This window comes from Maribacter luteus (genome assembly GCF_009674825.1).
Lineage (GTDB): Bacteria > Bacteroidota > Bacteroidia > Flavobacteriales > Flavobacteriaceae > Maribacter_A > Maribacter_A luteus.
Genome location: NZ_WKJH01000003.1, coordinates 135,167 through 150,408 on the forward strand (window position 1 = coordinate 135,167; position 15,242 = coordinate 150,408).

Consider the following 15,242-nt stretch of genomic DNA (forward strand, 5'->3'; position numbering starts at 1 on the left):
TGTACAGGATTTTATAAACTCTAAAATATACACTGACATCATGTCAGTTTTACTTAAAAAAAGTCCTTTTCCGAGTATAAGCCCCAAAGAATTGGCCGAACAGATCCAAGCTAAGGAAAAGTGTGAAAAAAAACTTCCCACTTGGTTCAATACTGAAAAAATTTACTACCCCAATAAGTTGAATATTGAACAATGTTCTTCAGAAACCACAGCTGAATACAAGGCGCAAATCGTGGATGGAAAATCACTGGTTGATATGACCGGGGGCTTTGGTGTGGACACCTACTTTTTCTGCAAGAAAATCGACGCTGTTTTTCATTGCGAAATCAATGAAAAACTTTCTGAAATAGTTGCCTATAATTTTAAGATTTTAGGACTAAATAATGTCCATACCACACCAATGGACGGTATGGAATTCCTTAATGGTTCTGACCAAGAATTTGATTGGATATTCATTGACCCCTCAAGACGATCCGAGAGCAAAGGAAAAGTTTTTTTATTGTCGGACTGCAGTCCAAACGTTGTAGAACAGTTACCTCTTTTATTCAAAAAATCCGACCATATTTTAATCAAGACTTCTCCGTTATTGGATATTTCAATCGGACTCAACCAATTAAGCAATGTTAAAGAGATACATGTTGTTGCCATTAAAAATGAGGTCAAGGAATTATTATGGGTCCTAGAAAAAGATTATGAGAGTGATGTAAAAATAAAGACGATAAATTTTACCCAGCCCAAGATACAAACCTTTGAATTTAATCTTTTAGAAGAGAAAAACGCTTTAGCTTCACTTGGCTTACCTCTTTCCTATTTATACGAACCAAACGCAGCAATTTTAAAGGCCGGTGCTTTCAAACAAATTGCCAAATTTTTTAAAATAGACAAACTAGGTGATCATTCACACCTGTACACTTCTGTAAATCTTATCGAATTCCCTGGACGAACATTTCGTATTGAACAAGTAATGGGATATTCCAAAAAAGAACTTAAGCCTTACCTGGGTACGAAAGCCAATATTACGACGAGGAATTTTCCCGACAACGTTGCCAAAATCAGAAAAAAATACAGGATCCATGATGGTGGTGAGGTGTATTTGTTTTTCACAAGATTGATCAACAACAAATTAGTAGTGATACGTACCACAAAAGTAACGGAGTAATCACTTGATTAACAATTAACTCCATTTTTTCAGATTAGAACAATTCTAAATTACGGATTGTGAATTATTCATATCTACCATTTAATTAGAAATTAATCAGTGTTTTTTTACCCTGTTTACCTTCCTAACCCCCATAAACATTACGAAAACGTTTGAGTAGAGCTTTTTCGAAACTCTATTATGTTAATTTTAACAAAACAAATAATATCAATATTTGACAAAATATGACATGTTATATCACCCTTCATTCTATAAATTTGTTAATATAACCTTAAATTATTGCGAACTATATATATTTTTTAGGCAAAAATTAAGGCTTTACTACATCACTATTTATTATTAAACTAACAAAACAACAAGGATTATGAATCAAAAACATGATTACAAATCGTTAAAGCCTAAAGGAAGATTTACTTCTTTCGGAATTGGGCTTTTATCGTTCATGATTTGCTTAAGTGCCCAAATGGCCTTGGCAAATTCTGAAACATCATTTTTAAAGGTTGATCTGGAAAGTTCCTTTCAATCCATTATTACCGGAACGGTCTCTGATGAATCGGGACCACTACCTGGGGCGAGTATCGTTATCAAAGGTACGACCCAAGGAACACAAAGTGACTTTGATGGTAACTTTACATTGGAAGCGGATAGCGATGCTGTTTTGGTCATCAGTTACATTGGTTACCATACACAGGAAATTGCTTTGGATGGTAAAACTACCATTAATGTGGTTTTGGCCGAAGACGCAAGTTTATTAGAGGAAGTAATTGTAATAGGTTACGGTACCCAAACAAGAGGTGACATAACCGGTTCGGTTGCATCTGTTGATATGGGCGAAGCTTTAAAAGCACCTACATCAAACGCCGCTGAGGCCTTGCAAGGTAGAGCTGCAGGTGTAACGGTTGTAAACAACAACACTCCGGGAGCCGCTCCTAAGATCAACATTCGTGGTTTTGGTACTACCAACAATACCGACCCGCTTTATATTATAGACGGTGTACAGACTGATGATGCTAGTTTCTTAAACAACCTTAACCCTACCGACATTGATCAGATGAACGTACTGAAAGATGGTGCAGCTGCTATTTATGGAGCAAGGGCATCCAATGGGGTTGTAATCATAACGACCAAAAGTGGTGGTTATAATATGGATAAAGCAGAAATTTCAGTTGATATGTACACTGGTTTTTCCAAAATCTCCAATGCACCTGATTTGCTGAACGCCCAACAACATGCAGATATGATTTGGCAAAGTCAACTAAATGATGGTGCTATTCCATCACATGCACAGTATGGCAGCGGGGCCAACCCAGTTGTTCCTACTTCGATTATAGGGTATACAAGGGTTCAAACTTACAACCCAATCGTATACTATCCGGTAGGGGAATTAAATGCAACTGTTAAGCCAGGAGGCACTGATTGGATCGATGAGCTTACCCGTACCGCTCCCATTTCTAACATGTCAGTTTCCCTTTCCAACGGAACCGAATCAGGCAAATATTTCATGTCTGTTGGTTATTTGGAAAGCGACGGTATTCTTAATGAAACTGGATTCAGTAGGGTAAGTACGAGACTGAATTCTGAATTCAAGATCGGTGAAAGATTAAGAATCGGGGAACATTTGAATGTTTCCTACTCCAACACGAGGACAGGAAATTCCGAAGCCATGGAAATGGCCCAAAGGATGTCCCCTTTAGTTCCTGTTTATGATGATGAAGGCGAATTCGCTGGATCTGCAGCCCCTGGATTGGGTAACGGTAGAAACCCAGTAGCATTGAATTATAGGACCAGAAACGATTACAATAAAAGATATGCGGTTTTAGGTGATATCTATTTAACGTATAACCTTCTTGATGAACTGACCTTTAAAACAACATTGGCCGGTGGTTTCAACACTTTTGATTCCAGGGCTTTTACTTCATTGGATCCTGAATTCAGTGAACCGATATCCGATCGATCTTTAAATGAGCAAGACCAAACCAATTATAACTGGATCTGGACGAACACTTTAAATTACAACAAGACATTTGGAGAGCATAGCATTAATGCCTTAATCGGTGTTGAAGCGGTAAAAGGTTCCGGAAAAGGCAAAGGTATCACCCGTTCTGGATACCTTTTCGAGGATCCGGATTTTTATCTTTTAAGTAACGGTACAGGTTCGCCAAACGTAGACTATGCCTATGATGGTTATAATACCTTATTTTCTGTTTTCGGTACCGCCAATTACTCGTATATGGACAAGTATTTTATATCCGCAACAGTACGACGAGATGAATCGTCTAGGTTCATAGGAGACAATAAGAGTGATATCTTCCCTTCATTCAGTGGGGGTTGGTTAGTGAGTGCTGAGGATTTCTATCCGCAAGATGCCTTTGTCGGCCGATTGAAATTAAAAGGATCATGGGGGAAATTAGGAAATCAATCCTTACCAGTGGATAATCCTACATCCAATATTTCTATCTTAAGCGACCAGTATGCCAATTACGCTTTGAGTGGAACCAGTATAGCGACAGGAGCAATTTTGAGTCAAGTTGGTAATACCGACCTTAAATGGGAAACCAGTGAGACTACGAACTTTGGTATAGAATTGGGAATGTTGGAAAACAAATTAACATTTGAAGCAGAATATTTCAATATCACGACCAAAGATTTGATTACCCAAGATTTTGGAGCTATAAGTTCTACTGCTATTGATGCCAGTGCTCCTTACGTAAACCTAGGGAACATCAAAAATACCGGTTTTGATATAAGTGCCGGGTACAGGGACGAAACTGATTCTGGTTTATCCTACGGCATTACTGCAAACTTGTCCCATTATAAAAATGAAGTTACCGAGCTTATTGATGGTACACCAGTAACGGGATCTGGAACCAATTTAAGGGGTCAAACCCCAACGAGAACGGAAGTCGGTGAACCATTATCCTTTTTCTATGGTAGAAACGTAGTCGGGTTTACCGACCAAGGAAGGTTCCTCTATGAAGATGTTAATAATGACGGTACGATCAATGATGAGGACAGAACAAAAATCGGTTCCCCACATCCTGATTTTACTTACGGAATAAATATGAATGCTGCTTATAAAGGTTTTGATATCTCCTTATTCTTTAATGGATCTCAAGGAAACGAAATCTATAATTTCAATAAGTACTACACTGATTTCCCTTCATTTGTAAACGGTAATAGAAGTACTCGGGTTTTAGAATCCTGGACTCCAACAAATACCAATGCTTCCTTACCGGGATTATCAACCTCAATAACCAATAATGAGGGTGATCCAAATTCTTATTATGTTGAAGATGGTTCTTATTTGCGATTAAAGAATACACAAATAGGGTATACTTTACCTCAGAAAATTTCTGATAAGATAGGTATGAAATCTTTGAGATTATATGTACAAGCTACCAATCTGTTCACGATTACCGATTATGAAGGCTTTGATCCAGAGATTGTTTCCAACTTAGGAAGTGGAGAAAGTGCCAACTTAAGTCTTGGTATTGACGGCCGGGTATTTCCCGCTTCAAAGGTGTTTACTTTGGGTGCTAATATTAAATTTTAAAAAAAAAAGATGAAAAGAATAGTAACTTATTTATTTATGCTAATAGGTATATTGGCATGTAGTGACGATTTTACTGAATCGCCCGCAATCGGGTCATTAAGTGATGAAGCGCTTAAGAACGAAACCGGCGTAGACCTTTTGCTGGTCGGTGCCTATTCCGCTTTGGATGGTGTTCGTAACAATGAATTTGGCGAAGGATGGTCAATGTCCGGTGACAACTGGATCATGGATGTTTTAGCAGATGATGCCCATAAAGGGAGTACCGATGGGGATCAGCCCGAATTATACAACATAGAGACAATGAATTGGACATCCGGTAGTTCTTATTTCTTAGGAAAATGGGGTGTTATATTCGCTGGTATCAACAGGGCCAATGCCGTTATTTCATTAATCAACTCGATTGAAGAGGGCGATTTCTCAACTCAATTGGCCGAGGCTCGTTTTCTAAGGGGACATTATAATTTTGAACTTCAAAAAATGTGGGGTAATGTACCTTACATCTCAGAGGAAAATTATGCAGCGACTGAATTCAACCAGCCAAATCCAGGTGACATTTGGGAAGAAATTGAAGCCGATTTTCAATATGCGATCGATAATTTACCTGCATCCCAAGAACAAGTTGGCAAACCAAGCTCTTGGACCGCCAAAGCTTTCTTAGGAAAGGCTCATTTACACCAATCTGATTGGGATACCGCTTTTCCTTTATTGAATGATGTAGTTCAAAATGGTCCTTATGACCTATTACCCGATTTTGTTGACAACTTTAGATTGGCAGGTGACAATAGTGTAGAGTCCATTTTCTCTATTCAATTTACCACGGATGACGGACAATCTTACAACGCCAATGTCAAGGGAGCACTTAATTTCCCTAACCCTGGACCTTTCGGTTCTTGCTGTGGTTTTTACCAACCTACCCAAGATTTGCTGAATGCTTTCCAAACAGATGGTACAACAGGATTACCATTATTGGACACATATAACCAAAACGATGTGACAAGTGATTTTGGTATTGATTCCAGTGAACCGTTTACACCGTACGCCGGTCCTTTAGACCCTAGATCGGACTACACTGTAGGTCGTCGTGGCATCGATTACAACGGATATGGCGAACATGTCGGAAATGATTGGATCAGAGCGGAATACACTGATATATCCGGTTCTTACCTACCTAAGAAAAACGTATATTGGTCAGGTGAAACCGGGAACATAGCAACTGGCTCATGGGGTCAACAGCATTCCGGTGTCAATTACCATATAATGCGTTTTGCAGATGTATTGTTAATGGCCGCGGAAGCTGCCGTAGAAAAAAGCAGTCCTGACCTAGCATTGGCCCTTGAATATGTAAATAGGGTACGTAACAGGGCAAAAAACTCGAACTATATGCAAACAGTTGATGATTCTGGTGATGCCGCCAATTATGTAATAGAGCCTTACACCTCATTTGCCAGCGTTGCCTTTGCCCGTAATGCAGTTCGTTTTGAAAGACGTTTGGAATTAGGAATGGAAGGCCACCGTTTGTTCGATCTTAGAAGATGGGACAATTTCGTAGAAGTCATGACCGAATATGCTGAAAATGAAGGCCGTACCATCCCACCATTCGGTGAAGAAGTAGGGACTTATTCCGATATTCATTATAATTTCCCTATTCCTATAACCGCTATTGACCAAAGTGGTAATATTTTAACTCAAAATACAGGGTATTAATCAAACATTCAAGCAATTAAATTTAAAAAATATAGACATGAATAAAATTCGAACTATAGGTATTGTTTTGTCGATGTTCGCATTACTAGGTTTAAATTCCTGTGATGACGATGATATCGATTCGCCTGGAAGCGCAATAATTGGCCCAGGCACAGTACATACGAGAATCAGTAAAAGTGGAGCTTTGACATCATTGGAGTCAGCTCTTGAGGCAGCGTCAGGAGACCTAACCTCAACTTTGGAGGGTACGGGACCTTTTACCGTATTTGCACCCAATAATACGGCATTTACCGTATTAGCAGAATCCCTCGGGTATGAATCCACAGATGATGAAACGGCAGCTGAAGCTTTATTGGCAAATATAGATCCAGCCCTACTCTCACAGATATTGACTTACCATGTAGTATCTGGCAATATGGATGCAGCATCGTTTTCAGACGGCACAACACTAACTACCGTTTTAGGAGATGAAATCTCCGTTATCGTAACGGAAGATGGTGATATTCAATTATTAGATGCTACCAAAGAACCACAGACCAATCCTGTATCGACAGTCGTACAATCAAACGGATATGCCGACAATGGAATTGTTCATTACATTGATAAGGTTCTTTTACCACAGGCAGCAATCGATGATTTGGATTTTGATGTTCGACCAACTATATTGGAATGGGCCACGGGAACCGATGATCTTAGTATTTTAGCAAGCGCAGTTGAAAAAGCCGGTTTGGCAGATGCTATTGCAGGGTTGGATACCGCAAGGGTTTTAGCCCCCAATAACCAGGCCTTTGCCGATCTTTTAGATGCACTCGGAGATGATTACAGTAGTCTGGATGATTTTGATAATGATGCGGAAATAGCTTTACTAAGTAATATTCTATTGTATCATGTACTGCCTCCTGTTGATGGTTCCATTGATTTGACCGTAGGCCCTGCCACAACTCTTCTTGATGATAGTTTTGTGGATGTTACAGCTGATGGTACAGGGTTTGCCTTTGGCGATGCCACAGCCACTACCGCAAGTACGTTAACTGCCGGGATAGATGCTAAGAATGGTCTTGTCGACATAATCGATAAGGTACTTTTACCTCAAGCAGCATTGGACTTTTTAGCATTATTAAGTTCTGATGACTTGGCTACCACTGTAATTGCAGCTCCTGATCTTAGCATTCTGGAAGAAGCATTGATTGCAACTGATTTGGCCGGTGCCTTTGCTGATGTCACAAATGTTCAGGACGATGAGGCCACCAATTACACCTATTTTAGACCTGCTACTGTCTTTGCCCCTACCGATGCTGCTTTTAACGAGCTATTTGATATTTTAGGTGCTGATTATACAGGTATAGCAAGTTTTGATACGGAAGAGGAGTTAGAACTTCTGACCGAAATACTTCTATACCATGTTTTGGCAGGAAAGGTTGTTAGCGGGGATTTAGAGGCTGGTACAGTAACTACAGCTTCTGAAAACGATATTGAAATCATTAGTGTAGTTGGTACGGAAAATTTTGTTATCGGCGATGCTACCAATGATGTAAACGCTAATATAACAACTCCCGATGTCCTGGCAAGAAATGGGGTTGCCCATATTATCGATAAGGTTTTACTACCTAAAAACGCAATTGATTTTATAAATTCCATGGAATAATAAAAATTGTTCCGTATTGACATTTATTTATCAATGTCAAAAATACTTAACCACCCTGTACCAAAGATTCAGGGTGGTTTTTTTATACATGCATTCGTACGTCCGGGAAAAGAAGGCAGATATGTTCTTTTTGTTTATCGATTTCTATTTTTTACCTTTCCATTCACTTTAGAGCGTTGCGAATTTCCCAAACACTTTCAAATAGTTTAATCAGGTCCTAAATTACCCGGCCCATAAAAAAGCAATTAATTAAAAATGAAAAAAATAAGTTTGTTTTTTCTTGTAGTGACAATATTGGTTTCATGTAATAAAAAAGAGGACACCCTATTCTCTATGGTTTCATCGGATCATTCCGGAATAACCTTTAACAATAAAATTACCGAAACAGATAGCTTCAATATATTGACCAGTGAGTATATTTTCAATGGAGGGGGTGTAGCCGTTGGGGATTTTAATAATGACGACAAACAAGATCTCTTTTTCACAGGAAACCAAGTGGCCAACAAACTGTATATAAACCAAGGCGATTTTAAATTCAAGGATGTATCCAAAATAAGTGGTATTGAAGCATTGAACAGGTGGAAAACCGGAGTATCCCTTGTCGACATTAACAATGATGGTTTTTTAGATATCTACGTTTGTACGGCATTGTTCCCCAACTCTACGGAAATGGAGAACATATTATTCATAAACCAAGGTCTTGATGTAAACGGCATACCAACTTTCAAGGATATGGCAAAAAGCTATGGTATCGCAGATGCCGGAAATACCATGAACGCTACATTTTTCGATTATGACAAAGATGGTTTTTTAGACCTCTATGTGTTGAACAATGTTGATATTCATGAGCTACCATCAAACTATCGTGCAAAGATCACTGACGGTTCGGCCTTAAGTAACGACAAATTGTACCGTAATAATGGTGATAACACCTTTACCGATGTAACCCTAGAAGCCGGAATCACAATCGAAGGTTATGGCCTTGGCTTGGCTATTGCCGATCTGAATTATGACGGCTGGCCAGATATTTATGTCAGTAATGATTATCTCACCAATGATCTCTTATATATCAATAATGGTGATGGCACCTTTTCCAATAAAATCGACAAGCTTCTAAAGCATCAGGGTAGGTTCTCTATGGGTAATGATATATCGGACTACAATAATGATGGTTATTTGGACATCATGACACTCGATATGTTAGGTGAGAACAACCACAGACTTAAGACGACAATGCGGGAAAGCAGGTACAACGATTATATTTTCAATGAAAAATTCGGGTATGAATATCAGTTCTCGCGGAACATGCTTCAAACTGGTCAAGGTGATGGAATACCTTATCAAGAAATCGGTTTAATGGCCGGAATCGCCAAAACCGATTGGAGTTGGTCTCCCCTTTTTGTAGACATGGACAATGATGGTTATAGGGACTTATTGATCACGAACGGATTTCCTAGGGATATAACCGATCTTGATTTTGGGGAATTTGAATTCAATGTACGACGTTATATGAAACCTATGCAAATCTTGGATTCAATCCCAATAGTCAAAATACCAAATTTTGCTTACAAGAATGATCAAAATGGTCTTTTTACCGACGTAGGCCAAGAATGGGGACTTAACGTGCCCTCTTTCTCCAATGGTGCCGTATTCGCTGATTTGGATAATGATGGGGATATGGATTATGTCGTCAACAATATCAATGACGAAGCTTTCCTTTTTGAAAATACATTGGATAAAAACCTTGACCTTGCACACAATTATCTAAAGGTAGATTTAAAAGGGCCTAAAACGAACATATCGGGAATCGGGGCGAAAATCGCGATTAGACTGCCAGATGACACTATACAATATTATGAACATCATTTAAGCAGGGGCTATATGTCCTCCGTTCAGAATATCGCCCAATTTGGTTTAGGAAAAGAGCATCTTATAAAATCACTTGAAGTAATCTGGCCCGATGGCAAATTTCAAAAAATCAACGATGTTGAAAGCAATCAGACCATTGTATTGGATCATAAGAATGCGACCAAGGTAAATCCGATTGAAATCACCTTCCCTTTCATTCCTAAAAAACCAAAATCTATATATGTAGAAGTTACCGATAGTTTAGGAATTGATTATGTACATGACGAAAAAGATATGATCGATTATAATGTGCAACGCATATTACCCCATAAATTAACCCAGAATGGCCCTTGTTTGGTAACAGGCGATATAAATGGTGACGGTACCGAGGATTTTATCGTCGGGAGTTCATCCGGTAATTCCCCTCAAATATTTTTACAGAAAAAAGACGGCTCTTTTAAAAATTCCCAACTTTTCACCGAACTAAAGGATATGAAGTTTGAAGAAGAAGGTTTGGCCCTTTTTGATTTGGAGAATGACGGTGACCTTGACCTTTATTTAGTCTCGGGCAGCAATGAATTTGAAAAAGGCAGTACCTTTTATTCCGATCGCTTAATGATCAACGATGGTCAAGGAAACTTTTCTTTAGCCCCTGATAAGATGCCGGAAATCAAAGCCAGTGGTTCCGTGGTAAAAGCACATGATTTTGATGGCGATGGTTATACCGACCTCTTTGTAGGTGGACGAACGCCATTTGCGGAGTTCCCAAAGCCAGAGAGAAGCTTTCTTCTAAAGAACGACAACGGTGTTCTTAGAAATGCAACCGATGAATTATGCCCTGCCCTAAGCGATATAGGTATGGTTACCGATGCAATTTGGACGGATGTTGATCAAGACGGACTCAGTGATCTTATCTTAGCCGGTGAATACATGCCTATCACAATATTCAAGAATGAAAGATCTTCTTTCCGAAAATTAAGGGAAACCGGTATAGACGGTCTAAATGGTTGGTGGGAAAGCCTATTGGCCCATGATTTTGATGGGGATGGTGACCTGGATATCGTAGCTGGTAATTTAGGGGCGAACAATTTTTATCAACCCACCAAAGAAAGGCCTGTAACCTTACTTGCCAAGGATTTTGACAATAATGGCACGGTAGATCCTGTAATGTTCGCCTATTTCAAAACCGACTTTAATGATCCAACTTATAAATCTTATCCAACAAATTTTTGGGGAGATCTTTATGGGCAAAGTCCATTGTTTAGGGCTAAGTTCAATTCGTACAAAGAATATGCAAAAACCACGGAAAATGATCTATTGACCCCTAAAGAAATGAAAGATGCCATGAAATTGTTCGTTAATTATGACAAAAGCAGTTATTTCGAAAATTTGGGTAATGGCAAATTCAAAAGCCATCCATTACCACTAGAAGCCCAAATTGCGCCGATTAACCGTATGGCAGTAACGGATTATGACAACGATGATATAAGTGACCTTTTATTGATCGGAAACAACTTTGGTAATGAAGTTTTCATCGGTCGCCTTGATGCATTCAACGGCGGATTACTTAAGGGGGATGGCCATGGGGGTTTTGAGACGATCAAAACCAAAGAAAGTGGATTTTTGGTTACCGGTGATGCCAAGGACATGGTAATACTCCAAAACGCCCAAGGAAAATCCCCATACATTATCGTTTCCCAAAACAGGGGTAGGATTAAGATCTTTCAGAAGAACTGAGAATTAAAAAAATCATCCAAAAGGTTTTTGTTTGCTAACCTCTTGGATGATTCTTTAGAATATAAGACCACTTTTTTATCTTAAGCACTCTTATAAATCAAAACTCATTCTTATGCTTAAAATCACCTGTACTATATTTTATCGTACGCTTAAGTGGTATCTGCATTCCATTGGTGCTCTCTAACCAATCATAAATCGCAGTCGACATTTCTTTGGCAATTTCCTGCTTATCTGGATCAGCTATCAAATTGTACATCTCATCAGGATCATTTTGAAGGTCGTAAAGTTCATTGCGATCCCAAATGCCTTGATACTTGATATACTTGTATTGGTCTGTTCGCATTCCGAAAACCGTAGGGGTCATTGGAAAGTCATATTCCCAATAATACTCATAAAAAACCTCTTTACGGGAAGGGGCATTGGTATCACCCGTGAGTATTGGAATAAAAGAAACCCCTGGCATATTATCGGGCTGTTTTACCCCTGCTTCTGCCAAAATAGTGGGACCTATATCTATATTTTGTACCATTTGCTCGGGTTTTTTACCCCCTTCAAACAACTCGGGACAACGAACCAATAAAGGAACTTTTACCGATTCTTCATAAAAATGTCTTTTATCTATAAGTCCGTGCTCACCCCAACTAAATCCATTATCCCCCATATAAATGACCAAGGTAGATTCATCCAAACCTTCTTTTTTCAAGTACTCCATAATGGTACCTACACTTTCATCTACCCCTAACAAGGTCTCACAATAATCAACTACTTTATCATAAATACCATCATTCCCATGGTACATATAATCGACCCCGTGCCAACTTACCCGCTGGTCGGCAACCCATTGGGGCCAATTTAAATCACGATACTCCCCGGTCTTGGTTTGGTCATACGTTGAAGGTAAATCTATTCTTTTTCCTTTGTATTTTCCTTTGTGTCGTTTGGCCGGCTTAAAAGCTGCATGTACGGCTTTATGAGATAAATACATGAAAAAGGGTTTATCCTTATCTCGATTATCCAACCAATCAACAGCATGTTCAGTAAGTAAATCGGTGATATAAGTTGAATCTTTATAAGCCACCCGTTTACCATTGATATTCAACGTAGGGTTGTAATACACCCCCTGTCCGGGAAAACTTTCCCAATGGGTAAAGCCAGGTTGGGGTTCATCCCCATGATCACCCATATGCCATTTTCCGAAAAATGAGGTCTGATAACCTGCCTTTTCGAGGTACTGTGGAAAATAAACAAGATTACCTGGATCTGGCGCCTGATTATCCACTATGGTGTGTGAGTGCGAAAATTGGCCGGTCAAAATCGAAGCTCTACTGGGCGAACATAAAGAAGTGGTAACAAATGCATTGGGAAGGTAAGCCCCTTCAGATGCTAATTTATCCATATTTGGGGTTTCTAACCAAGGTACTTTTCCCGTAAAGCCCATATAATCATACCTATGGTCATCCGTTAGGATAAATATTACATTACGAGGTTTCTTTTCAACCTTTTTCACAGGGGAAACAACAGTGTCTGACACGTAATTCGCATTGGCCCTATTCCCGCATAAAACCAAACAACAAAAAGTAAAAAATAATGTTCTTAATGATTTCATTTTGATTCTTGGTCTAAAAATCCAAGGATGTACGTTAAAGGGGCATTCCAATTTAAACAGATTTCATTACTTGCATAACTTGGTTCTTGATCTACCCAACTTTTCATAGGCGGAGCATTATCCGGATATACTACCCCGGATGCCGCATCTTGCTTTCCAAAATTAGGTCCACCACACACAAAACCGGGCACAGGTTCCACTATTTCATCGGCTGCGCTTTGTCTATGGTGAATATTCATTGGGTACTTATCCCCATAGCCGGTTACGAAACTATACCCTGTCGCATTAGTACCGAATATATAATCGGCACATTGTTGTACGCCTCTCAAATATTCCGGTTTAGAGTTTAAACGATACGCCTGCGCCATTATCATAGCGGCATTGAGAACATCGCTGTTTGAACCCCATTGAAAATCATCGATTGGTTGAAAATAATCCAAACCCCCTGCTTTTTTGACCAAGGCATCTGCCCTTTCCCCTATACCGGTTTTAAGCACTTTGTACAAACTCTCCGGAATATCTTCCTTGTTTTCCAACAAACTGAACATTCCCGAAAACTTCATGAACTTAGCCCAATTATCACCTTTGGCGAATTCAAAATTCAATGGATTTTTATTTATCCCGTCCAAATAATTCGCTTCCTTGGTCGCGATAAACAATTCAGCATTGGCCCAAAACCATTCCTCTTCAAAGTTTTTATCCCCATATTGTCCCGTACTTACATCTTCCGGATTTAAAAATTCAATGTTCGGGTTTTCAACGGCCCAATGATAGGCTTTTTTAGCCGCTGCGAGACATTGATCGGCATAGGTAGGTTCAATATCCTTGAATACCCTATAGGCCTGTGCCGCACATGCAGCAAAATCCAAACTGGCCGCAGTGCCTTTACCTACAATAAAGCGTTGACTTGTTGCTTTATCGGGCATTACTATTCCTTCGAAGTTCTTTGTAGTTAATTTGTGGTATAATCCGCCATCATCATCTTGCATGGTCAATAGCCAATCCATCTCATATTTCAATTCATCCAATAGATCGCTTACGCCATTACCGCTCTCTGGAATATTAAGTCCGCCATCAGTAATAATCCCTGGATACTGTTCATACAATGTATAAAACTGACCTAAGGGAAAACTCCCGTTTACAACATATTTGTTATAGTCACCCGCATCGTACCAACCTTTGGTTGAAGAAATATATCCTTCGTTTTTACCGCTGGAAGGATGAAATACCACACTATCATCAGGGTGGCCCATTTCGCGTTTCCACTTACCGGCATATTTTTCTTCCAAAGCCATACCCGTTCGTTGATAGTACATGGCCTTAATGGAGCCGATAAAAGCATCGTGCATAACATGGTCCCCAACTTGAAAAGGATAAGAATACCCCAACCCTTCTATATAAATGGAATAATCCCCAGACGTATTCAAACCGGTAAAATCAGCTACTTGGATTTGCTCCCCAGCCAACTTCCATTCCTTTGTTTCTGTCAAAGGCCCTGAGAAAACAATTTCTTTGGTTTCATTATTTACCAATGAAAATTCTTTTAACCCCTCTCCATTTACAATAACCGCTTTTTTAGTAGCAAATGGGTAATACCCAACTTGATTCAATCGTATTTGTTCGCTGAATTCCCCATTATTATCTGGGAGTCTTTCTTTACATCCAAAAAGTAAACAGATGACCAATAACGGTAAATAAGCAAACTGGAATATAGGATATCTCATTTTATATTGTTTTAAAACCACCATGAAATTAGCACAAAACAAACTCAGAATTTTCCTTTATTTTATCACTTACCTATTAAAAACCTACAACTTTTAACCACTGGGGAATAATCATGAATAAATATTCCATAAACATCATACCAAGCCGATAATCTTCATCTTACGGGAAGGTCAAATATCTTCAATAGTACTATGTTTTTGATCCCCTTAGTAAAAAAAATGCCGATTGATAACAATCGGCATTTTTTGTATGAACTTAATTTTAT

The 15,242-nt window shown here is 39.1% G+C and carries 7 protein-coding genes; 5 read left to right on the forward strand and 2 right to left on the reverse strand.

Annotation, left to right across the window (positions count from 1 at the left end; genetic code table 11):
• Positions 1–40 precede the first annotated feature (40 nt).
• The 5 genes from GJ691_RS06410 to GJ691_RS06430 all read left to right on the forward strand — a co-directional run bounded on the left by GJ691_RS06410 (position 41) and on the right by GJ691_RS06430 (position 11,646).
• The gene (locus tag GJ691_RS06410) at positions 41–1,159 is read left to right on the forward strand and encodes a THUMP-like domain-containing protein (protein ID WP_343033466.1); all 1,119 of its coding nucleotides are present in this window, start codon (positions 41–43) and stop codon (positions 1,157–1,159) included.
• 364 nt (positions 1,160–1,523) lie between these two features.
• Entirely contained in the window at positions 1,524–4,712 is a 3,189-nt protein-coding gene (locus GJ691_RS06415; RefSeq protein ID WP_246200131.1) for a SusC/RagA family TonB-linked outer membrane protein, read from the forward strand.
• 9 nt (positions 4,713–4,721) lie between these two features.
• Positions 4,722–6,416 carry a RagB/SusD family nutrient uptake outer membrane protein gene (locus GJ691_RS06420; protein WP_154364988.1) on the forward strand — a complete coding sequence of 565 codons (1,695 nt, stop codon included), beginning with the start codon at positions 4,722–4,724 and terminating at the stop codon, positions 6,414–6,416.
• Positions 6,417–6,453: 37 nt separating this feature from the next.
• Positions 6,454–8,061, forward strand: coding sequence for a fasciclin domain-containing protein (locus GJ691_RS06425; protein WP_154364990.1), 1,608 nt, complete (start codon positions 6,454–6,456; stop codon positions 8,059–8,061).
• Positions 8,062–8,316: 255 nt separating this feature from the next.
• Positions 8,317–11,646, forward strand: a complete 3,330-nt coding sequence (locus tag GJ691_RS06430; RefSeq protein ID WP_154364992.1) for a VCBS repeat-containing protein — start codon at positions 8,317–8,319, stop codon at positions 11,644–11,646.
• A gap of 97 nt (positions 11,647–11,743) precedes the next feature.
• On the opposite strand, the gene GJ691_RS06435 is transcribed toward GJ691_RS06430, so the two are convergent.
• On the reverse strand, positions 11,744–13,252 hold the full coding sequence (locus GJ691_RS06435) for a sulfatase family protein (protein WP_154364994.1): 1,509 nt from the start codon (positions 13,250–13,252) through the stop codon (positions 11,744–11,746).
• Entirely contained in the window at positions 13,249–14,976 is a 1,728-nt protein-coding gene (locus GJ691_RS06440; RefSeq protein WP_154364996.1) for a glycoside hydrolase family 9 protein, read from the reverse strand. The genes GJ691_RS06435 and GJ691_RS06440 overlap by 4 nt, the downstream gene beginning before the upstream one ends.
• Positions 14,977–15,242: the final 266 nt, after the last annotated feature.

Bases quoted from the DNA above. Each gene is read 5' to 3' on its own strand.
- GJ691_RS06410 (WP_343033466.1), top strand. From the start codon at position 41: ATGTCAGTTTTACTTAAAAAAAGTCCTTTTCCGAGTATAAGCCCCAAA.
- GJ691_RS06415 (WP_246200131.1), top strand. From the start codon at position 1,524: ATGAATCAAAAACATGATTACAAATCGTTAAAGCCTAAAGGAAGATTT.
- GJ691_RS06420 (WP_154364988.1), top strand. From the start codon at position 4,722: ATGAAAAGAATAGTAACTTATTTATTTATGCTAATAGGTATATTGGCA.
- GJ691_RS06425 (WP_154364990.1), top strand. From the start codon at position 6,454: ATGAATAAAATTCGAACTATAGGTATTGTTTTGTCGATGTTCGCATTA.
- GJ691_RS06430 (WP_154364992.1), top strand. From the start codon at position 8,317: ATGAAAAAAATAAGTTTGTTTTTTCTTGTAGTGACAATATTGGTTTCA.
- GJ691_RS06435 (WP_154364994.1), bottom strand. From the start codon at position 13,252: ATGAAATCATTAAGAACATTATTTTTTACTTTTTGTTGTTTGGTTTTA.
- GJ691_RS06440 (WP_154364996.1), bottom strand. From the start codon at position 14,976: ATGAGATATCCTATATTCCAGTTTGCTTATTTACCGTTATTGGTCATC.